This is a genomic window from Sporanaerobium hydrogeniformans (genome assembly GCF_002735925.1).
In the GTDB taxonomy this organism is placed as follows: domain Bacteria; phylum Bacillota; class Clostridia; order Lachnospirales; family Cellulosilyticaceae; genus Sporanaerobium; species Sporanaerobium hydrogeniformans.
Map to the genome: position 1 here is coordinate 52,688 of NZ_PEDL01000012.1, position 20,622 is coordinate 73,309.

The 20,622-nt window shown below is 35.5% G+C and carries 19 protein-coding genes; 16 read left to right on the forward strand and 3 right to left on the reverse strand.

Annotated features, from left to right (window positions below; genetic code table 11):
- Window positions 1–123: 123 nt before the first annotated feature.
- Genes CS063_RS11370 through CS063_RS11380 form a run of 3 tightly spaced genes read left to right on the forward strand, consistent with a single transcriptional unit; the run spans window position 124 to window position 2,296 of the window.
- On the forward strand, window positions 124–588 hold the full coding sequence (locus tag CS063_RS11370; RefSeq protein ID WP_099449818.1) for a DUF2975 domain-containing protein: 465 nt from the start codon (window positions 124–126) through the stop codon (window positions 586–588).
- Window positions 589–608: 20 nt separating this feature from the next.
- The gene (locus CS063_RS11375; protein ID WP_099449819.1) at window positions 609–830 is read left to right on the forward strand and encodes a helix-turn-helix domain-containing protein; all 222 of its coding nucleotides are present in this window, start codon (window positions 609–611) and stop codon (window positions 828–830) included.
- 2 nt (window positions 831–832) lie between these two features.
- A complete protein-coding gene (locus CS063_RS11380) occupies window positions 833–2,296 on the forward strand; it encodes a DUF4153 domain-containing protein (protein WP_099449820.1) in 1,464 nt (487 codons plus the stop codon).
- Between the two features lie 61 nt (window positions 2,297–2,357).
- Here the strand turns inward: CS063_RS11380 and argC are convergent, their stop codons facing one another.
- Window positions 2,358–3,329: an N-acetyl-gamma-glutamyl-phosphate reductase gene (argC, locus tag CS063_RS11385; RefSeq protein WP_099449821.1), complete on the reverse strand. Its 972-nt coding sequence runs from the start codon at window positions 3,327–3,329 to the stop codon at window positions 2,358–2,360.
- Window positions 3,330–3,565: 236 nt separating this feature from the next.
- Here argC and cls point away from each other — a divergent pair, with 236 nt between their 5' ends.
- Entirely contained in the window at window positions 3,566–5,101 is a 1,536-nt protein-coding gene (gene cls, locus CS063_RS11390; protein WP_099449822.1) for a cardiolipin synthase, read from the forward strand.
- Between the two features lie 78 nt (window positions 5,102–5,179).
- Here cls and CS063_RS11395 read toward each other — a convergent pair whose 3' ends face one another.
- Window positions 5,180–6,349 (reverse strand): iron-containing alcohol dehydrogenase, encoded by a 1,170-nt coding sequence (locus CS063_RS11395; protein ID WP_099449823.1) that lies wholly within the window; start codon window positions 6,347–6,349, stop codon window positions 5,180–5,182.
- 235 nt (window positions 6,350–6,584) lie between these two features.
- Between CS063_RS11395 and CS063_RS11400 the strand changes: the two genes are divergently transcribed.
- On the forward strand, window positions 6,585–6,980 hold the full coding sequence (locus CS063_RS11400) for a PilZ domain-containing protein (RefSeq protein WP_180270769.1): 396 nt from the start codon (window positions 6,585–6,587) through the stop codon (window positions 6,978–6,980).
- A 68-nt stretch (window positions 6,981–7,048) separates the two neighbouring features.
- Here the strand turns inward: CS063_RS11400 and CS063_RS11405 are convergent, their stop codons facing one another.
- Window positions 7,049–7,978: a LysR family transcriptional regulator gene (locus tag CS063_RS11405; RefSeq protein WP_099449825.1), complete on the reverse strand. Its 930-nt coding sequence runs from the start codon at window positions 7,976–7,978 to the stop codon at window positions 7,049–7,051.
- 227 nt (window positions 7,979–8,205) lie between these two features.
- Here CS063_RS11405 and CS063_RS11410 point away from each other — a divergent pair, with 227 nt between their 5' ends.
- The 11 genes from CS063_RS11410 (at window position 8,206) to CS063_RS11460 (ending at window position 20,554) form a co-directional block, all read left to right on the forward strand.
- On the forward strand, window positions 8,206–10,725 hold the full coding sequence (locus CS063_RS11410) for a glycyl radical protein (RefSeq protein ID WP_099449826.1): 2,520 nt from the start codon (window positions 8,206–8,208) through the stop codon (window positions 10,723–10,725).
- 27 nt (window positions 10,726–10,752) lie between these two features.
- Window positions 10,753–11,541: a glycyl-radical enzyme activating protein gene (locus CS063_RS11415; protein WP_099449827.1), complete on the forward strand. Its 789-nt coding sequence runs from the start codon at window positions 10,753–10,755 to the stop codon at window positions 11,539–11,541.
- Between the two features lie 16 nt (window positions 11,542–11,557).
- On the forward strand, window positions 11,558–11,935 hold the full coding sequence (locus CS063_RS11420; RefSeq protein WP_099449828.1) for a BMC domain-containing protein: 378 nt from the start codon (window positions 11,558–11,560) through the stop codon (window positions 11,933–11,935).
- Between the two features lies 1 nt (window position 11,936).
- The gene (locus tag CS063_RS11425) at window positions 11,937–12,359 is read left to right on the forward strand and encodes a EutP/PduV family microcompartment system protein (RefSeq protein ID WP_099449829.1); all 423 of its coding nucleotides are present in this window, start codon (window positions 11,937–11,939) and stop codon (window positions 12,357–12,359) included.
- A 251-nt stretch (window positions 12,360–12,610) separates the two neighbouring features.
- Window positions 12,611–12,898, forward strand: a complete 288-nt coding sequence (locus CS063_RS11430) for a BMC domain-containing protein (RefSeq protein WP_456300489.1) — start codon at window positions 12,611–12,613, stop codon at window positions 12,896–12,898.
- Window positions 12,899–12,949: 51 nt separating this feature from the next.
- Window positions 12,950–14,290, forward strand: a complete 1,341-nt coding sequence (locus tag CS063_RS11435) for an SLBB domain-containing protein (protein ID WP_099449831.1) — start codon at window positions 12,950–12,952, stop codon at window positions 14,288–14,290.
- Between the two features lie 28 nt (window positions 14,291–14,318).
- Complete coding sequence (locus tag CS063_RS11440) at window positions 14,319–14,867, forward strand: BMC domain-containing protein (protein ID WP_099449832.1); 549 nt, start codon at window positions 14,319–14,321, stop codon at window positions 14,865–14,867.
- A 45-nt stretch (window positions 14,868–14,912) separates the two neighbouring features.
- Entirely contained in the window at window positions 14,913–16,049 is a 1,137-nt protein-coding gene (locus CS063_RS11445; RefSeq protein ID WP_099449833.1) for a 1-propanol dehydrogenase PduQ, read from the forward strand.
- Between the two features lie 157 nt (window positions 16,050–16,206).
- On the forward strand, window positions 16,207–17,826 hold the full coding sequence (locus tag CS063_RS11450; RefSeq protein WP_180270770.1) for a response regulator: 1,620 nt from the start codon (window positions 16,207–16,209) through the stop codon (window positions 17,824–17,826).
- A gap of 71 nt (window positions 17,827–17,897) precedes the next feature.
- Window positions 17,898–19,592 carry a cache domain-containing sensor histidine kinase gene (locus CS063_RS11455; RefSeq protein WP_180270771.1) on the forward strand — a complete coding sequence of 565 codons (1,695 nt, stop codon included), beginning with the start codon at window positions 17,898–17,900 and terminating at the stop codon, window positions 19,590–19,592.
- Window positions 19,589–20,554 carry a substrate-binding domain-containing protein gene (locus CS063_RS11460; RefSeq protein WP_099449836.1) on the forward strand — a complete coding sequence of 322 codons (966 nt, stop codon included), beginning with the start codon at window positions 19,589–19,591 and terminating at the stop codon, window positions 20,552–20,554. Before CS063_RS11455 ends, CS063_RS11460 begins: the two co-directional genes overlap by 4 nt.
- Window positions 20,555–20,622: the final 68 nt, after the last annotated feature.

The window sequence follows — 20,622 nt, forward strand, 5'->3', positions numbered from 1 at the left end:
AAGTATAAGGTTGAGATAATGAGTTATAAATTTTATTTAAGCAATAAATATTTATTGAAAAACAATAAATATTTATTGCTTTTCAATTTTAAACTGAGTATAATAGCCTCAGAGGTGATAAAAATGAGAAAATTAAAAACAGATGGTCTGAGTAAATTACTTTTTGCCCTTGTTATGATAGGATTAATCCTAATGAGTGTTGCTTTAGTAACTTTGCCGTGGTTAATGGACTTATTATTTAGGGGAAGCACCTTTTACGAGGTTGTATCACACAAAAAGGTACTTTTGCTTCTTTATATGACAGGGATACCAGCTTGGCTTATTTTATGGATGACTAAGAACTTGACACATAACATCATAAATCGTGAACCTTTTTCAGAAAGCAGCTGTCGTAGTCTTAAAGGGATTAGCCTTTGTGCACTCATGATTTTTGTATGTTATTTGTTTGCTAGTATATTTGTGTATGCTACCCTCGGGATTGTAGTGATTACTATAGGTTCCTTTGTAGTTGCTCTTATTGCGGCTATTCTTTATCGATTGGTAGGACTTGCCATAGAAATCAAGGAAGAAAATGAATTGACTATTTAAAGCTAAAGAGGTGAGGCAATATGCCAATTGTTGTAAATTTAGATGTGATGCTGGCAAAACGTAAGATGAGCATGAATGAGCTTTCAGACAAGGTAGGAGTAACTTTAGCAAATTTATCTATTTTAAAAAATAATAAGGGGAAGGCAATACGTTTTTCCACCTTAGAAGCTTTATGTGAGGTGTTAGATTGCCAGCCTGGGGAACTTCTTGAATATATAAAGGAAGGAAATAAGGGGGAATAAGAATGCAAAAGCAAGAGAAATGGATGTTAATAGGGGCTCTTTTGATGGCCTTTGTAGGAGTGGAATGGCTACTTTTTGGTGGCTTGGGGGTAAGTGTAGTTATTTGTGCTACTATGTATTTCATTTGGCGACTACTAGCTATTCGGCTAATAGGCAGTAAGGTAAATAACAGGAGCTATCTATGGTTTATACCAATTGTTTTATGTACCTTGTGTTTTGTACTATTTAGTAATCCAGTACTTAAGGTACTGAATATACTTTTCTTAATAGGTCTTATAGTTGTGCAGGATATACAGTTGTTTATACGGACAGATAAGGAATTCTTTAGTATAGAAGGAGTTATAGAAGTCTTAAATTTAGGTGTACATTTACCCTTTGATTATATGAATATGCCTAAAGAATGGCTAAAAGCAAGTGCTGGAGATGAAAAAAAAGAGTGGTTCCAAGCAGTAGGTAAAGTTTTCTTGGGACTACTTATTGCAGTCCCTTTCATAGGTATACTGATCATTTTATTGGCAAGTGCAGATGCAGCCTTTAATGGGATGTTGGAATTCATTTTTGAACATATAAATCTTAGGTGGACTGAACTTATTATTAAGTTACCTCTTATGCTCTTTAGCTTTTTCTTTTTTATAAGCTACTTTTATGGCTTACAACACAAAAAAGAAAAAGAGGGAGTAATGAGAAAAGAGGAAAGTTCCACCAAGCCCTGTCTAGACTTTATTGTGGTAGGAACTGTAGCAACATTATTCTGCTTAGTTTATGTGGTCTTTTGCTTCTCACAGCTAGCTTATTTTATTTCTGCTTTTAGTGGGATTTTACCAAGCGATTTTACATATGCGGAGTACGCTAGAAGAGGTTTCTTTGAAACACTCCCACTTACCTTGTTTAATCTTGCTATGCTTTCCATACTAAGTTATATGAGTAAATGGGTAGAAGGCAATAAGAAAAGATATGTAAAGGGAATGATGGGGTTTATTACAGGCTTTACACTATTTTTGGTTGTTTGTGCTCTTTCTAAAATGGGAATGTATATGCAAGAATATGGCTTAACTTTAAAAAGAGTATATGTAGCTTGGTTTTTAAGTTTTATTATAGTGATTACCTTATTGATATTTATCAAACTATGGTATAAAAAGATAAATCTTATAAAAAGTATTGTTATAGCCTTTATAGTAATGTACCTGGGACTTAATTATTTAAATGTGGATTACCTTGTTGCCAAACAAAATATTTATCTCTATCAATCCGGTAAAACAGAAACACTGAGCTTTTGTTTTTATTTGAGTACCAGTGCAATGGGTCCGGTAATAGAGCTGATTAATGAAAGTCCTGAGCCCAATGAAAATGCTACTAATCTTATGCGGGATTTAAAGAAACAGATGGAGCATAAGACATGGGAGAGTTGGAATTTAGCGGATTATAAAGCAAATAAGTTGTTTATAGAACATGAAATGATAAAATAATAAACAGCACATAGATTGTAAAGTAATCTATGTGCTTTTATAAAGTTAAAAGGAAGGGGCTTTAAATAAGGCTAATGGTCTCATCTAAACCAAGCATAATATTCATATTTTGAATGGCTGCTCCAGAGGCACCTTTTCCTAAGTTATCAAGGCGAGTATAAAGCATGATTTGCTCATCGTTCCCAAAGACGAAAAGCTCTGCCATGTTGGTATCATTGCAAGCAATTGGATTGAAGAAGTTAGAATCTAGGCATTTTGCTTTGTCAAAGGGCATTACTTTGACGAAGTTTTGATTTTTATAATAATGTGCTAAAAAGCTATGGACATCTTGAGGCGTAAGCTTTTGTGTCAAGAGTCTTGTATGTAAAGGTGTGGCAACAGCTAACCCTTTATAATAGTTGCAGATAATAGGGGTGAAAATAGGTGCAAAATCTAAACCTACCCTTTGCTGCATTTCAGGAATATGTTTATGTGTAAGACCTAGGGCATAAGGGCGAGGACTACTGTGATAAGGGTAAAGTGTTTGGCAGTCAGAAGCTTCATATTCAGCAATGACTGCTTTTCCTGCACCACTATAACCAGAAATTCCATGAGAGGTAATAGGATAATAACTGGGTACGAGTCCTTCCTTTACAAGTGGGTAAAGAGGTAAGATAAAGGCACTTGCATAGCAGCCAGGAACACTTGTGCGATTAGAATGAGCAATGGCTTCTTTAGAGGCTGTACTAAGCTCAGGAATACCGTAGGTCCAATTAGAGTGAAGGCGATGCGCTGTACTGGCATCAATGATTTTGGTTCGATTATTAGAAGGTTCTAAAAGAGATACGGCTTCTAGAGAGGCTGCATCAGGCAAACATAAAAAGACCACATCTGCTTCATTAATAAGAGTCTTTCGGGTAGCTAAATCTTTACGTTTATCTTCATCGATTTTTAAAATATCTACAAAAGGATGGCGAAGAAGACGTTCATTAATTTGAAGTCCAGTCGTTCCAGCTTGACCATCTACATAAACTTTATATTTTTTAGATTCCATACAATCACTTCCTTGTGAATAAAAATTTATTATAGCTTATAATTATACATATTAGCATCATTTTAAGAGTATTTCAACTAAATAATCAATTTAAATAAAGCAAAGGAGTTTATTATTTGACCAGTCACTTATAAATATGTTATTATTTTCAATAATATAAAAGAAGATGGGGTAGGATAACAAAGAGATATGTAGTGAAAGCTATAAAAGATCAATTACGTAAGGAGGAAACATGAATGAAAAAGATACTCAGTAAAATATTTAATAGGTTAACGATTATTGGGTTACTTATTTTATTGCAACTGGGAATACTCATACAGGTCATTTGGAAACTTAGTAATTATTTTGTTTATTTTTATGCACTATGTGTCATTATTAGTTTTATAGTGGTACTCTATTTAATCAATCGTCAGGATAATCCCTCTTATAAGCTGGCATGGGCTATTCCTATTTTGCTTTTTCCTGTTTTTGGTGGGATTTTTTATATCTGGGCAGGTCGTACAAGACTAACTAGAAAAGTTAAGAAAAGTATGGTTCCTATTTATGAACAAGCCCTATTATTCTTGCATCAAGATAAGGAGATTGTAAAGGAGCTTGAGCAGCAAGATAAGCGTATAGCCAATCAATCTAGTTATATTTATAACTTTTCAACCTATCCTATTTATAAGCAGACAACAACAAAGTATCTTTCTCCTGGAGAAGTTTTTTTTGAGAGCTTAAAGGAAGACCTTAGGAAGGCTAAGCATTTTATCTTTATGCAATATTTTATTATTGAAGAAGGTGAAATGTGGGAGAGCTTACTAGATATTATGTTAGAGAAAGTAAAAGAAGGGGTAGAGGTTCGTCTCATTTATGATGACTTAGGCTGTGTCAATACATTACCTTATAGGTACAATGAGCGTTTAGAGAAGCTCGGTATAAAGACCCGAGTATTCAATCCTTTCGTTCCAGCTCTTTCTGCGATGATGAATAATAGAGATCATAGGAAGATTACAATTGTAGATGGGTATATTGGATTTACAGGTGGTGTGAATTTAGCTGATGAATATATTAATAGGAAAGAACGATTTGGACACTGGAAAGATGCAGCTATTCGCATTGAAGGGGAAGCGGTTTGGAATCTAACGATGATGTTTTTGCAAACATGGGATGTTGGAGAAGATAAAATGAGTCAATATGATCTTTATAAGCCTCATATTTATCATCCAGAAGCTTTTGATGCAGATGGCTATGTGCAGCCTTATGCAGATAGTCCACTTGATGGGGAAACAATTGGAGAAAATGTTTATATAAATATGATTCATCAGGCTAAGGATTATATTTATATAAACACACCTTACTTAGTGGTAGATAATGAAATGATTACAGCACTTACCTTAGCAGCTAAAAGTGGGGTAGATGTAAGGATTGTAACACCTCATAAGGAAGATAAATGGTATGTGCATATAGTAACGAGAGCCTACTACTCTCAGCTTATTGAAAATGGAGTGAAGATTTATGAATATACACCTGGCTTTATTCATTCTAAAACTTTTGTTGCAGATGATGAGCTAGGCATTGTAGGAACGATTAATATGGACTATCGTAGTTTATATTTACACTTTGAATGTGCGGCTTGGCTTTACAAAACGCAATCTGTATTGCAAATCAAAGAAGACTTTTTAGAGACACTCAAGGTATGTACACCTATTACCTTAGAAGATACAAAGAAGGTAAGTTGGGGCAAGCGTTTGTTACGTAGCATTTTAAGGCTGTTTGCACCACTTATGTAAGAAAAATAGCTGTACCCTATAAAACCCTTAGGCTTCTATACAGAAACTAGAAGTCTAAGGGTTTTTATAAGGTTTCTTTTATTTATAGGAAGCCTCTAAAATAGTTATGCAAGCTTCATGAGAGATAGGGACAGGATCTACTTCAAATAATCCACCCATAGCTTCTCTTGCATTAGTAGCAAGCTTATCCATCTCATCATAGGTAATACCATAGTCACTCATTTTTAATTCATCTACATGACAAGCTTTTTGTAAATCAACAAGAGCTGTTACGAAGTCCATTGGACAAGTAGCATCAGTTTTTCCTAATGCCTTAGCCATATCAATCATACGTTCATCACAAGTACCAGAGTTTGCAATATAAGTATAATAAGCTTTACTTATCATGATAAGACCTGCACCATGAGGAAGCTCTGGATGATAAGCACTTAAAGCGTGTTCAAGGGAATGCTCAGAGGTACAACCAGAGGTAGACTCAACCATGCCAGCTAAAGTGTTGGCTAAAGCCACATGTGCTCTTGCTTCACTATTCCCGCCATTGTTAACAGCCTCAGCTAAGCTTTTGCCAATAAGTTCGATAGCCTTTAGAGCATATAGATCACTTAGCACATAAGCTGTTTTATTAATATAACCTTCTGTGCTATGGAAAAGGGCATCAAAGCCTTGGTAAGCGGTTAAGTGAGCTGGGACCGTCATCATAAGCTCTGGATCTACGACAGAAAGAACTGGAAAGGTCTTTTCATAGCCAAAACCAATTTTTTCATTAGTATCACTTTTGGTTATAACAGTCCAAGGGTCAGCTTCAGTACCTGTACCTGCTGTTGTGGTAATGGCTACGATAGGTAAGGGTGCGAAGGGGACAGGAAGCCCCTTGCCTGTTCCGCCAGAGATATAATCCCAATAATCTCCTTCATTAGTAGCCATAACGGCAATAGCTTTTGCAGTATCAATACTACTTCCACCACCTAGACCGATAACAAAGTCACAGGCATTTTCTTTAGCTATGGCAGCGCCTTCCATAACATGTTCTTTGATAGGATTGGGCAGGATTTTATCATATAAAACAGAAGCAACATTTGCTTTAGTAAGTTGGTCTAGAAGCTTATCGAGATAGCCGTATTTCTTAATAGAATTGCCGCTGGAGATAACAATTAAAGCTTTTTTACCAGGAAGCTTTTCCTTATGCAAGTTACTAAGTTGTCCTTTTCCGAATAAAATTTTGGTTGGAATGTAATAATTAAAAAACATTGCAAATACCTCCTAAAATTTATAATTGTCATTAAGTTTATTCTACTTGCTAGAGTGAACTCTAAGTCAAGCTATTTTTTGATTTTATAAAAATAAAATGAAAGTTAACTATTAAACAGGATGAATATTTACAAGAACAATGCTATACTAAAGACAAGAGATTAAATAGTAAAAGGGAGCAAAAGGTATTTTTAAGTAGAAAAGAAAAATACATTTTATGGTTTGGAGGAGTTACATGATTCAGCAATGGGGGAATAGTAGAGAAAGGAATGGAGTAGAGAGAAGAGAGTCACCGAGATATGCTTGCAATATACCAGCTGTCTTACGTAAAGGGAAAACAAGGCACCAATGTACAATTACTAATATTTCCATGGGTGGAGTAGAGATTCGACTGGATCATAAAGTTAAAGTAGAAGAGTTTATCGTAGATTTTAAACTCAATGATATGGTACTTAGCATTTATTGTGAGGCTGTGGCTATAAGAGAAAATGAAAACAGTGAACTCATTTTGCATACTAAGTTTCTTATTATACCAACAGAAGTGAGAAAATATTTTACAGACCTACTTGTAGCATCAGAGATTAAATTTAGACCCATTTTAAATGCCAATAATGTTCTAAGGATTAAATAGGAAGGCAAAAATGAAATGTAAAGTGTTTTTTAAAAGAAAGGGATAGTACTAACCAAGGTAAAACCTGGTCAGTCGCTATCCCTTTTGGTATTTAATGTAGAAGATTTATAAGAAGCAGTTTTTTCTAATATAAAATTTATAAAAGTTTGAGCTACTAGAGAAAGGGGTGTGTTTTTAGGATAGACCATACCAATAGAACGGGAGTAGCTTGTAAGGGATAAATTGACTTCTACAAGTGAGCCTTCTTCCAAATCCTTCTCTACAAAGCTTTTAACAACGGAGGTAATCCCCAGTCCTAGTTTAGCGCACTCAATAAGGAAGTTCATATCACCAGCAATAACATCAGGTATGATGTGTAAACCTTGCTCCGCAAGTAGCTTTTCTATATAAAGTCTGGTAACACTTTCGTTAGAAAGAAATAAGAAAGTAGCATTCTGACAAAGCTCTAGTAAAGAAAAATTTTGGATTGTTTGGTAGTAGGTAGGACTACAAACAAAGATATCTTCTATTTCTTCTATAGAAATGAAATGAAGCTGCTCATGAAGGGTAGAGGAACTAACAATGGCGAGATCAATATCCCCTTTATTTACTAAAGAAAGGGTATTATGGGTAAGGTCATTGACTAGTTGCAGCTGAATATGTGGATATTTCTTGATAAAATCCTTTAAATGAGGAAGTAAAAAGTGTGTTCCGAGTGTTTGACTGACACCTAATTTCAAGTGTCCGTCCTCTAAGTGCTTGAGTTTATGAAGCTGAGTTTCGCCGGCTTTGATTGCTTCAAAGGCTTTTTGGAGGTGAGAATAGAACACACTCCCTTCTGGTGTGAGGGAAATACCTTTAGACTGCCTGTGGAAAAGTTTAATATCTAAAGTATTTTCTAAATTTTTCATTGCTTTACTGATAGCAGGTTGAGAAAGATACAGGGCATCAGCAGCCTTAGAGAAGCTTTTGTATTCGGCAACAGAATAAAAAATTTCATAGAGATGAAGTTGGGACACATCAGTACCTCCTTTTATCTATTTTGTATTAGTCTTAGTATAAAATAGATTGTTGCAAATGGCTAACATATTTTAAACAAACTCTTTTTTACTTTGTTTGTGTGGTTTTAGTTGAGTTTATGTTGAAAGTATAGTAAAATAGTGATACAAACAAAAATAAACAGATGAAATAACTTCACGTTTATGATGTGAAGAGAATATAAAATAATAAGAGGAAGGATGTTAATATGGCGAAGTATTATGTAGGAAGTATCACTAAGTCAGACAGAATTGAAAAGCTTAAAGAAGATTTGTTTGCAAACATGCCAGTTATAGAAGCAGATAGAGCAATCTTGCTTACAGAGTCTTATAAACAAACTGAGCATGAGCCTATCATTATGAGAAGGGCTAAGGCATTTGCTCATATTTTAAAGAACATTCCTATTACCATTAGAGATAATGAGCTCATTGTAGGAAGTTCCACTAAAGCACCTAGAGGCTGTCAAGTATTCCCAGAATTCTCTTTTGAATGGCTTGAAGCAGAGTTTGATACGATAGCGACTAGAAGTGCCGATCCTTTTTATATTGCAGATGAAACAAAAGCTCAGCTTCATGAGGTTTACACATACTGGAAAGGTAAAACAACTAGTGAGCTTGCTGCTTCTTATATGGCTCCAGAAGCTTTAAAGGCTATTGACCATAATATCTTTACGGTGGGTAACTACTTCTATAATGGAGTAGGCCATGTTACTGTTCAATACGATAAGGTTCTAGCCATTGGTTATGAAGGCATTATTCAAGAAGCAAAAGAAGAATTAGCAAAATGTCATGTGTATGATGAAGACTACATTACTAAAAGTCAGCTTTTAAATGCAATCATTTTAAGCTGTGAGGCAGTTATTGAGTATGCAGAGCGTTATGCAAGATTAGCTCTTAGCTTAGCTGATGAATGTCAAGATATAAACCGTAAAAAAGAGCTTCTTTACATAGCTCAAAACTGTGTGAATGTACCAAGAAAGGGCGCTACTTCCTTCTATGAAGCCTGTCAATCCTTCTGGTTTGTGCAAATGCTTCTTCAAGTAGAATCAAGTGGACACTCTATTTCACCAGGACGTTTTGATCAATATATGTATCCTTACTTTAAAAAAGACATGGAAGAAGGAAACATAACAAGAGAATTAGCTCAAGAATTAATGGATTGTATCTGGGTGAAACTAAATGACCTCAATAAAGCAAGGGATGCAGCTTCGGCAGAAGGTTTTGCAGGCTATAGCTTATTCCAAAACCTTATTGCAGGAGGACAAGATGCAGATGGAAATGATGCCACTAATGACTTATCTTTTATGTGCATTGAAGCCTCTATGCATGTGATGCTACCACAGCCTTCTCTTTCTGTAAGGGTATGGAATAAAACACCTCATGAATTTTTAATTAAGGCAGCAGAACTAACCAGGACAGGTATCGGTCTTCCTGCTTACTATAATGATGAAGTCATTATTCCAAGCTTAACCAATCGTGGACTCACTCTTGCAGATGCAAGAGACTATAATATTATTGGTTGTGTAGAGCCACAAAAAGCTGGGAAAACAGAAGGCTGGCATGATGCGGCATTCTTCAATATGTGCAGACCACTTGAACTTACCTTTAGTAGTGGGATGGACAAAGGGGTATTAGTAGGTGTTCAAACCAAAGATGTAACTCAAATGACAACTTTTGAAGAATTCTATGATGCGTATAAAACACAAATGAATTACCTTATTGGACTACTAGTTAACGCGGATAATGCCATTGATGTAGCCCATGCAAAGCGTTGTCCACTTCCTTTCTTATCTTGTATGGTGGATGATTGTATAAAACGTGGAAAAACAGTGCAAGAAGGTGGGGCTATTTATAACTTTACAGGACCACAAGGTTTTGGTATTGCCAATGTAGCTGACTCTTTATATGCTATTAAAAAGCTTGTTTTTGAAGATAAAAAAGTCACAATGACAGAGTTTAAGAAGGCACTTGAAGAAAACTATGGTCAACCAGAGGGCAGAGTTGAGGAACTAACTAAAGCAGTACTAGAAGATTTAATGGCACAAGGTGCAAAAATTACCGAAGAAGATATTGCTAAAATTTGTGCAGTAACCTTAGAAGAAGTAAAGAATAATCCTAATAAGAAGCGCTATGAAGAACTACTTGATAGGATTGATGAATTGCCTAAATTTGGTAATGATATTGAAGAAGTCGATTTGTTTGCAAGAGATGTAGCCTATACCTATACAAGACCACTTGAAACCTTTAAAAATCCTAGAGGTGGACAGTTCCAAGCAGGGCTTTATCCTGTATCTGCCAATGTGCCACTTGGTAAACAAACAGGGGCCACACCTGATGGTAGGTTAAAAGGTAAACCAGTTGCTGATGGTGTATCTCCTACGGCAGGTAAAGATGTAAATGGTCCAACAGCAACAGCTAACTCCGTTTCTAAATTAGATCATTACATTGCCTCGAATGGAACCTTATTTAATCAAAAATTCCACCCATCTGCTCTTAAAGGACGAGAAGGGCTTGAAAAATTTGTGGCACTTATTCGCACTTACTTTGAGCAAAAGGGAAGCCACGTACAGTTTAACGTTGTTAATAGGGAAACGCTCTTAGATGCACAACAAAACCCAGAAAATTATAAAAACTTAGTAGTACGTGTGGCAGGATATAGCGCTTTATTTACCACATTGTCAAGGTCATTACAAGATGACATTATTAATCGTACAGAACAAGGCTTCTAAAAAGGACTGTGATGGAGGTAAATACAGATGGAGAGTTTAAAGGTGAAAGGAAGAATCTTTGATATTCAGCGCTATTCAGTACATGATGGACCAGGAATTCGAACGGTTGTCTTTTTAAAAGGTTGCTTTCTAAGATGTAAATGGTGCTGTAATCCAGAATCTCAAAACTTTAATAGTGAAGTAATGAAGGTAGCTGGCAAGGATAAAGTCATTGGAAGAGATGTAACGGTAGAAGAAGTATTAGAAGCTGTATTAAGAGATAGAAGCTACTACTTTAAATCAGGTGGAGGAGTTACTCTATCAGGAGGAGAAGTACTTTTTCAACCAGACTTTACAGTAGCACTTTTAAAGACCTTCAAAGAAAATGGCCTGCATACAGCAATTGAGTCCAGTAGCTTTGCAAAGTTTGAAACGATAGAGAGGCTGCTTCCTTATCTAGACTTATACCTGATGGATATTAAGCATATGGATTCTGCAAAGCATAAGGCCTATACAAGTCAGCCTAATGAACGTATTTTAGAAAATGCAAAACATATTGCGGCTTCTGGTACTAGCCTAATCATTAGAGTACCTGTTATACCTGGTTTTAATGATACAGAGGAAGAAATAAAAGCGATTGCTAGCTTTACCGAGTCTCTTGGTACGGTGGAGGAAATCCATTTATTGCCTTATCATCGATTAGGGCAAGATAAGTATGAAGGATTGGGTAGGGGCTATGATTTAATGGGTATAGAACCGTTAAAAGAAGAAGATATGGAAAAATTAAAGCAAGTTGTTGTAAGAAATACAAGACTTAAATGCCAGATAGGCGGATAGATAAGGGAGGGGAAATATGAATCCAGGAGAATTATTTAATTCACAGGATAAAATGAGGATTATTCAAGAAATTGTTCCAGGAAAGCAGATTACGCTGGCTCATATTATAGCCAACCCTGATGATATACTCTATCAAAAACTGGGACTGGACCCATCTGTTGATTATGGTCGCTCAGCTATTGGGATTATTACTATGAGTCCCAGCGAGACAGCCATTATCGGAGCAGATATAGCCATGAAAACTTCAGGAGTAGAGATTGGTTTTGTAGATAGGTTTAGTGGCACACTTATTGTTACGGGGACTGTTTCAGAAGTAGAGGCAGCTACAGATTCTGTAACCGCTTATGTAAAAGAAAAGCTAGGCTTTACAGTATGCGAGGTTACAAGAACCTAGTATGAAAAAACTTATTTTAATCGGGCGAAGTGAATGTGGTAAAACAACCCTAAAGCAAGCACTAAAAAAGGAAGAACTTCGCTATGAAAAAACACAGTATGTGGAATATGGAAGCTGTATTTTAGACACACCGGGTGAATATATAGAAAATCGTAATTTAGGTGGTGCTGTAGCACTTTATGCTTATGAAGCAGATGTGGTAGGATTAGTAGTAAGTGCAACAGAGCCTTATTCCCTTTTGAGCCCTAACATAACCAGTATGGCAAATCGGGAAGTAATAGGGATAGTCACTAAGATTGACCAAAAAAACGCAAATCCTAAACGAGTGGCTAAGTGGCTAGAACTAGCAGGATGTAAAAAAATATTTTTTACAAGTTCTTATCAGGATATTGGTATAGATGAGTTAATTGAGTATTTAAATTAACGAACAAATGCATTCATCAAATAAAAAGGGCAAGTCTGTTTACAAAATAGGTAAATAGGCTTGTTTTTTTATGGGCGACAACATAAAACAAAGGTAAAGAAAGATATAAAAGCCACACAAAACAAAATAAAATATTGTTTTGTGTAGAAATTAAGTGTATAATAAAGATATAACAAAGATAAAACAAATTAAAACCAACAAAAAATTCATATTGATAAAATAGTGTCAATAAAATGAAAATCAAGGAGGACATGACAATGGTACAGCAAGCGTTAGGAATGATTGAAACAAGAGGATTAATAGCAGCAGTAGAGGCAGCAGATGCTATGCTTAAAGCAGCTAATGTTGAGTTAGTAGGAACAGAGAAAATTGGTTCAGGTTTAATTACTGTTATGGTAAGAGGAGATATCGGGGCTGTAAAAGCTGCTGTAGAAGCAGGGCAGGCTTCAGCTACAAGATATGGAGAAATTGTAGCAAATCATGTTATTCCTAGACCACATACAGATGTTGAAAGAGTTCTTCCACAAGTTAAAAAATAAAAGACAATAAAATTCACATAATCTGATTGAATAGGACTGGAGTAGGTACTTATGAATAGTGATGAACTGAAACAAATAATGAAAGAAAATGGCATTGTAGGTGCTGGTGGTGCTGGCTTTCCAAGCTATGCAAAATTAGATGAAAGAGCAGACACCCTTATTCTTAACTGTGCAGAATGTGAACCTTTATTAAAGTTACACAGGCAAGTTCTTGAAAAATATGCCTATGAGATTGTTACAACTTTAGAAAGGATAGCTGAAGTATTAGAGGTAGCAGATGTCATTATTGCAGTTAAGCCTTCTTATAAAGGCGCAATAGCAGCAGTAGAAGGCGTTATTAAAACCTTAAAAACAAGTCGTAATGTACGGATAGGTCTTCTTCCAGAGACTTATCCAGCGGGTGATGAAGTGGTTACGATTTACGAAACAACAGGTAGGGTTGTACCACCTGGAAGTATTCCTATTTCTATTGGTGTAACCGTATTTAACGTAGAAACAATCTTGAATGTTTATAAAGCTTTAAATGAAAAAGAGCCTGTTATTTATAAATACATTACCATAACAGGAGAAGTAAGAAATCCAATAACCTTAAAGGTACCTTTAGGGATTAGCGTTGACGAATGCATCGAAGCAGCAGGTGGACTTACTATACAGGATCCTATTTACATTAATGGTGGTCCAATGACGGGACGCATTGTAAGTGGCTATGATACGATTAACAAAACGTCTAATGCCATTTTGGTGATGCCTCCTGATCAGTATATTGTAAAGAAGAGGCAAGCAAAGACATCGGTAAGTATGAAAAGAGGGATGTCAGCTTGCTGCCAATGTCAAATGTGTACGGATCTGTGTCCAAGAAATCAATTAGGACATCCTATAAGACCTCATGCTTTTATGCAGGCAGCAACCTCTAATTTATACCGCCAAGTAGACACCTTTATGGAAACCTTCTATTGTTCACAATGTGGACTTTGTGAAATGTATTCATGCTTCCAAGATTTAGCACCCAAAACACTAATTGGTGAGTGCAAGGATGGCCTAAGAAAAAATGGTGTAACACCACGTAAAGATGTCGTGCAAAAACCCGTGCATAAAGATAGAGCTTTTAGAGGAGTTTCTAAGGAGCGTTTAACAGCTCGTTTAGGTATTGAAAAATACGATGCAAAAGCACCGTTAAAGGAAGAGATTGTAAAAGCATCACTTGTAAAGATTGCAATGCGTCAGCATATTGGGACACCAGGTGTGCCCTGTGTGAAGCAAGGTGAGCATGTGGAAAAGGGTCAGGTGATTGGTAAGGTGACAGCTGAGAACTTAGGGGCATTTATCCATGCTTCTATAAGTGGAACTGTACTGGATGTAAATGACGACTATGTGACGATAAAGAATAGTTAAAGAGAATGTAAAGGAAAGGATGTAATCAATGAGTAGAGCAATTGGAATGGTTGAGTATAAGACAGTCTCTAAAGGTGTACAGGCAGCAGACCTCATTTTAAAAACAGCACAAGTAGAACTAATACAAGCACAGACTGTTTGTCCTGGAAAATACATTGTACTTTTAGCTGGTGACTTAAGTGCTGTAAAAGCATCTATTGAAGCTTCAAGAACTCAATTTGGTGAGGCGTTAATTGATAGTTTTGTATTAGGAAATCCACATGAATCCATTTTTCCAGCCATTTATGGTGCAAATGAAATTAAAGAGGCAAAAGCCTTAGGGATCGTAGAGACCTTTACTGGAGCATCTATTATTGTGGCAGCAGATGAAGCAGCTAAAACTTCAGTGGTTGAATTGATTGAACTGCGTATTGCAAGAGGGATGTGCGGAAAATCGTATCTCTTTCTTACAGGAGATGTAGCAGCAGTAGAGGCGGCAATTGAAAAGGCGCAAAAAGCGGTGAGTGAAACAGGTATGTTCCTAGACGCATCCGTTATACCAAACCCAGATAAAAAATTATGGGAAAGCCTTTTATAGCGTGCAGAATAGATGAGGCTAGAAGTTTAGGAGGGAGAAGTTACTGTGGTAAAGTTTAAATTAGACACAGAAATATGCTTTGGCAGCAATGCTTTAGATCGATTAGATGAATTAGAAGGGCAACATGTAGCGATTATTACAGATAGTTTTCTAGCAAGTACAAAGGTAATGGAGACAGTGAAACAAAAATTAGCTGTTTGTGCAAGTGTAAGCCTGTTTGATGAGGTGACTCCTGACCCTACCATTGATCTTGTAACAAAAGGTCTTCGCTTTCTTATAGATGCAAAGGTAACGACTGTTATAGCAATAGGAGGAGGCTCTTCTATCGATGCAGCTAAAGCGATTGTACTTATGGCAAGGCAAGCGGATTCTGCTTCGAAAATCGAGCTAATTGCTATTCCGACCACCAGTGGTACAGGTTCTGAAGTGACACAATTTGCGGTTATTTCAGATGCAGAAAAAGGAGTGAAATATCCTCTAGTGGATGCCTCTTTAAGACCAGATGTAGCTATATTGGAGTCAGAGTTTGTAAGGACTGTTCCTCAAAAGGTAACGGCTGATACAGGATTTGATGTCATTACACATGCACTTGAAGCTTACGTATCTGAAAATGCCAATGATTTAAGTGATGCACTTGCAGAAAAAGCAGTTGAATTGGCCTATGAATATCTTCCAAAGGCTTATGCAAATGGAGAGGACTTAGTAGCTAGAGAGAAGATGCATAGTGCGTCTTGTCTTGCAGGAATTGCTTTTAGTAGTGCAGGACTGGGGATTAATCATAGTATTGCTCATGGACTTGGAGCGAAATTTCATATCCCCCATGGAAGAGCCAATGCCATGCTTCTTCCTCACATTGTAAAATTCAATGCTTGTTTAGAAGAGAGCTTTGGTTTAGAATATTCTAAAGCTGCTCTTAAATATGCACATATCGCTAAGATACTCGGTATTTCACACTCAGAGACAAGAAAAGATGTTTTAGCCTTTATAAAAGAACTGGAATATATGCTTAAAATGACTAAAACACCAACTACTTTAAAAGAAGTGGGCATAAAGAGGGAGGATTTCCTTCACTTTAAAGCCTCTATAGTAGAAGGGGCACTTGCAGATGTTTGTACAACAACTAATCCAAGAAAAGCCCACAGTGAGGATATTGAGCGTATATTAGAAGATATAATGGAATAAAAATGCTAACAATTAAGCGAGACTAGAGAGCATGTAAATGCCCCACTAATCTCGCTTAATTGTTCTATAACAAGAACATTTCTTATGAATAGGTCTACATGAAAAAGAACAAAGTCACAAAAGATACAGTAAGATGCTAATGAGTGAGGTGAATAAAATGTATAAGGTGTTATTGGTAGAAGATGAAGTACTGGTGCGGGAAGCTATTGCAGAAAATATTGCATGGGAAGAAATGGGACTTACCCTTTTAGCAGCATGTAAAAATGGAAAAGAAGCAATAGAGGTAATTGAAGGAGAAGTACCAGATATAGTGCTAACAGATATTTGTATGCCCTTTGTAGATGGGATGCAGTTAAGTAAGTATTTATTTGAAAATCACCCTCAAACTAAAATTATTATTTTTAGTGGTTATGATGAATTTGAATATGCAAAACAAGCTCTCCAATATAAGGTTGAAGAATATTTATTAAAACCTGTTACAGCTGCAGAGTTAACAGAGCTACTAGTGGCAATAAGTAAAGAGTTAGATAAACAAAGGCAAGAAAAAAACAATATAAAGAAGCTGAGAAGTTCTTATTACAAACATTTACCAACCATTCGTTCTCAAGTCCTTAATGACCTTATACTAGGAAATAAAAGTGAAGAGGAGTATAGGGAGGAGATGAAAGAATCAGAAATTTATCTAAGTAAGAGGTATTTTAAAGTAGCATTTATTGATAGTAAAGAAACTGATTTCTCTCAGTTTAAGATGGAAGATAATCAAAATCAAAGTGCTCTCCTTACTTTTGCGATTTATAATATTGTAGATGAAATTATTACCCAGGATCATCTAGGTGTTGCTTTTCAGCAGAAGGATAATCGCTCCATTATTATTTTTGAATCCAATCTCAATCAAGAATTTGAAAAGCAGGTAAAGCAAATTTGCAAACATATACAAGATAAAATGAAAGCCCATCTTGGAGTAGAAACGATTATAGGTATAGGAGAAAAAGTAGACAAGCTTAATAAAATCTATATTTCATATAGGGGTGCCTATGAAGCAACTCGCTACAGCTATTTATGTGGATACAATTGCATTCTTAGCCAAGAAGAAATTAAAACGTATAAAGAACCTATAGATCTTTCCAAAAATATAGAGGAAGTCTTGCTGCAAGTAAAAAAGCAGTCTGAAGAAGGGATAAGATTAGAGCTAGATAAAATAGTAAAGAAGATACAAGCCACCTATTTACAAAAAGAAGAAATACTTATTATTATGCAAAAGATGATATTAAGGGCAAATGAACTCCTTAAATTAGCGGGTGTGGAAACAGAGAATATAAAAAATAATGATGAAAACTGGCTTACACAGTTTAAACAGCAAAAAACCGTTGATGAAGCCTTTGCCATTACAAACTCCTATCTTATAGAAATTATGGGGCAGATTTACAGCCTTAAAGAAGATATGAGCAAGAAGCAGACCTTATTAGCACTAGATTATATTGAAAAGAATTATCAAAATAGTGAGTTAACACTTCAAGATATTTGCAGTTATTTAACCATGAGTCCAAGTTACTTTAGTGCAACCTTTAAGAGAGAAACAGGAGAGACTTTTATAGAAGTACTAACAAAAAAGCGAATAGAAAAAGCAAAAAATATGCTTAAAAATACTTCTCTTAAAAACTATGAGATTGCAGAAAAAGTAGGCTTTAGCGACCCTCATTATTTTAGTATAACGTTTAAAAAATATACAGGAAAGACGCCTAAAGAATATGCCAAAGAAAGCAGGGATGAGTTATAAAAAAGATAAAGTTTAAAAGTATTCAAGAAGAAGTACTCCTAGCTTTTTTAGTTTTGCTTATCCCTATGAGCATGATTTTTACGTATTTCTCCTTAAAACTTACAAAGCAAACGACCTTAGAAAACTCTATTAAATATATGAAAGAGTTAACAGAGCAAATGAATTATAGCATTGAATCCTACATCAAATACATGGAGAATATATCTCATATGCTTAATCAAAATGCGGATGTAAGGAACTATCTCATGTTAGATGCTGGAACGACTGAACAGAAGTTAGCAAAAAAGAGAGTAACGGAGCAAATAGCAACCACTTTAAATATAAGAGAAGATATTCGTAATATAGCTGTTATAGGTATCAATGGAAGAATCCTATTAAATAACGGGGTAACGATTAATCCCTATATGAATGTTAGAGAACAATCCTGGTATAAAAAAGCCTTGGATCAAAAAGAAGGTTTTGCAATTTCTACTTCTCATGTGCAAAATATTGTGGAATATGAATACCCTTGGGTAGTTACTTTAAGTAGTGCCATTCAAGACAAGGGAGGAACAAGTAATATTGGCGTTTTACTTGTAGATTTAAATTATAAGGTGATAGAGGACCTTTGTAAACGTATTGAGCTTGAAGATAAGGGATATATTTTCATCATTGATGAAGCAGGCAATCTTGTTTATCATCCTAACCAAAAAATGATTTACAGTGGACTAAAGACAGAGCTTATTACAGATGTAGTAAAAAGTAAAGAGAGTTATTTTATAACAACTAAGGATAATGAAGAGTACTTATATACTATTGCTAAGTCAGAAAGGACAGGCTGGCGTGCGGTAGGAGTAGTTAAAACAAAAGCCCTTCTTACCTATAGTACTATTGCAAGGAATGCCTATATGGTTACGATAAGTATGCTTTTAGTCATAGCTATTAGTCTTTCTATTCATCTTTCTAAAAAGATCACAGAGCCTATACGGATTTTAGAAGAGGCTATGAAAAAGTCTGAGCTAGGAGATTTTGAAGCAGCAGAAATAGAAATTGTAGAAAAAAATGAAATAGGGACACTCGGAAAAACCTTTAACAATATGAACCAAAAGATCCATCAGCTCATCAAGGAAAAAATATTAGCTGAGAAGCTAAAAAGAAAAAGTGAGCTTAAGGCACTCCATGCACAAATTAATCCTCATTTTTTATATAACACCTTAGAATCCATTGTTTGGATGTCAGAGGGAGGAAAAAATAAGGAAGTAGTTAAAATGACCTCGGAACTTGCTAAGTTGTTAAGACAAAGCATTAGTAATGGACTGGAGCTCATACCTCTTTATCAAGAGATTAATTATGCAAAAAGCTACTTGAGTATCCAAAAAATGCGGTATAGAGATCAATTAAACTATGAAATAGAGGTCGACCCAGCTATTGAAAATGTTCAAATTATCAAGCTTATTATTCAGCCGCTCATAGAAAATGCTATTTATCATGGCATTAAAAATAAAGAAACAGAAGGAAATATTTTAATTAAAGGCTATGAAAAGGATGAAAAAATCATTCTTGAGGTGGAAGATGATGGAATAGGTATGAGTGAGGAGACACGTGCACATATTTTTGAAGAAAAGGAAACAAATCTAAAGAAAAATGGCGTAGGTGTCTATAATGTTTATTCGCGCCTTAAGCTACATTATGGACAAAAAGCAGAGATGTTTTGCGAAAGTGAATTAGGCAAAGGGACGTGTATGAAGATTACAATCGTTAAAGAGCAGGAAGGTGAGAAAGCATGAAAATATTAAAAAAAGTGCTACTTATCCTTATGATAGCAGTGGTTCTATACATCAGTTTAAGTAGGGGTGTAGAACTTAAACAAAATAAAAACTTTTCAATTATATTTATTCCTAAAGTGGTAGAGCCCAATAATGACTTTTGGAACTTAGTTATAGAGGGGGCGAGTGAAGCCAAAATAGAATACGAGATAAAGCTTGAAGTGATGGCGCCTGAAAAAGAAGGGAGCTATGAAAAGCAAAATGAGATTATTTTAGAAGCTATTAGTAAAAGGCCTGATGCCATTATACTAGCAGCAGAAGACTATGAAAAAACGGCTCCGTTGGCTCAGAAAATAAAGGATAATGGTATCAAATTGCTCATTGTAGATGCAGGTGTAAAGGATCAGATTGAAGATGTAATGATTGCAACTAATAATTTTGAAGCGGGAATAAAAATGGGTTCTCGTATAAAAAAATTATTAGTAGATGATGGAACAGTAGCCATTATGAGTCATAGCAAAATGACATCAACAGCTATGCAAAGAGAGTCAGGGATAAGAGTAGCCCTTAATGATAGAGAGGGCAGGATTGTAGAAAGCTATGAATGTGGCTCGGATAGTGACAAGGCCTATGAAAATACTATTAAGGCAGTAAAAGAGCATGAGAATTTAAAAGTGATTGCAGCACTTAACCAATATACCTCCATAGGAGTCGCACGTGCTATAAAAGATTTAAATTTAGTTGATCAAATAAAAGTAGTAGGCTTTGATAATTCAAAAGAACAGATTAAATATTTGGAAGAAGGAATTTATGATAGTATTACTATTCAAAATCCCTTTTATATGGGCTATATCAGTGTAGAAAAGGCAGTTAAGCTATTACAAGGCGAAGTGATAGAGAAAAATATAAATACAGGTTCAACTTTGATTACAAAAGAAAATATGTATATTGGTATGAATCAAAGATTGCTTTTTCCGTTTTAGTAAAAATGCAAAGATATTTAACTTAAAAACCACATAAAGTAACAATATACAACACAAAACAATTTTAA

Bases quoted from the DNA above. Each gene is read 5' to 3' on its own strand.
- cls (WP_099449822.1), top strand. From the start codon at position 3,566: ATGAAAAAGATACTCAGTAAAATATTTAATAGGTTAACGATTATTGGG.
- CS063_RS11370 (WP_099449818.1), top strand. From the start codon at position 124: ATGAGAAAATTAAAAACAGATGGTCTGAGTAAATTACTTTTTGCCCTT.
- CS063_RS11420 (WP_099449828.1), top strand. From the start codon at position 11,558: ATGAATCCAGGAGAATTATTTAATTCACAGGATAAAATGAGGATTATT.
- CS063_RS11430 (WP_456300489.1), top strand. From the start codon at position 12,611: ATGACAATGGTACAGCAAGCGTTAGGAATGATTGAAACAAGAGGATTA.
- CS063_RS11415 (WP_099449827.1), top strand. From the start codon at position 10,753: ATGGAGAGTTTAAAGGTGAAAGGAAGAATCTTTGATATTCAGCGCTAT.
- CS063_RS11460 (WP_099449836.1), top strand. From the start codon at position 19,589: ATGAAAATATTAAAAAAAGTGCTACTTATCCTTATGATAGCAGTGGTT.
- CS063_RS11425 (WP_099449829.1), top strand. From the start codon at position 11,937: ATGAAAAAACTTATTTTAATCGGGCGAAGTGAATGTGGTAAAACAACC.
- CS063_RS11435 (WP_099449831.1), top strand. From the start codon at position 12,950: ATGAATAGTGATGAACTGAAACAAATAATGAAAGAAAATGGCATTGTA.
- CS063_RS11400 (WP_180270769.1), top strand. From the start codon at position 6,585: ATGATTCAGCAATGGGGGAATAGTAGAGAAAGGAATGGAGTAGAGAGA.
- CS063_RS11440 (WP_099449832.1), top strand. From the start codon at position 14,319: ATGAGTAGAGCAATTGGAATGGTTGAGTATAAGACAGTCTCTAAAGGT.
- CS063_RS11380 (WP_099449820.1), top strand. From the start codon at position 833: ATGCAAAAGCAAGAGAAATGGATGTTAATAGGGGCTCTTTTGATGGCC.
- CS063_RS11410 (WP_099449826.1), top strand. From the start codon at position 8,206: ATGGCGAAGTATTATGTAGGAAGTATCACTAAGTCAGACAGAATTGAA.
- CS063_RS11395 (WP_099449823.1), bottom strand. From the start codon at position 6,349: ATGTTTTTTAATTATTACATTCCAACCAAAATTTTATTCGGAAAAGGA.
- CS063_RS11455 (WP_180270771.1), top strand. From the start codon at position 17,898: ATGATTTTTACGTATTTCTCCTTAAAACTTACAAAGCAAACGACCTTA.
- CS063_RS11375 (WP_099449819.1), top strand. From the start codon at position 609: ATGCCAATTGTTGTAAATTTAGATGTGATGCTGGCAAAACGTAAGATG.
- CS063_RS11450 (WP_180270770.1), top strand. From the start codon at position 16,207: ATGTATAAGGTGTTATTGGTAGAAGATGAAGTACTGGTGCGGGAAGCT.
- argC (WP_099449821.1), bottom strand. From the start codon at position 3,329: ATGGAATCTAAAAAATATAAAGTTTATGTAGATGGTCAAGCTGGAACG.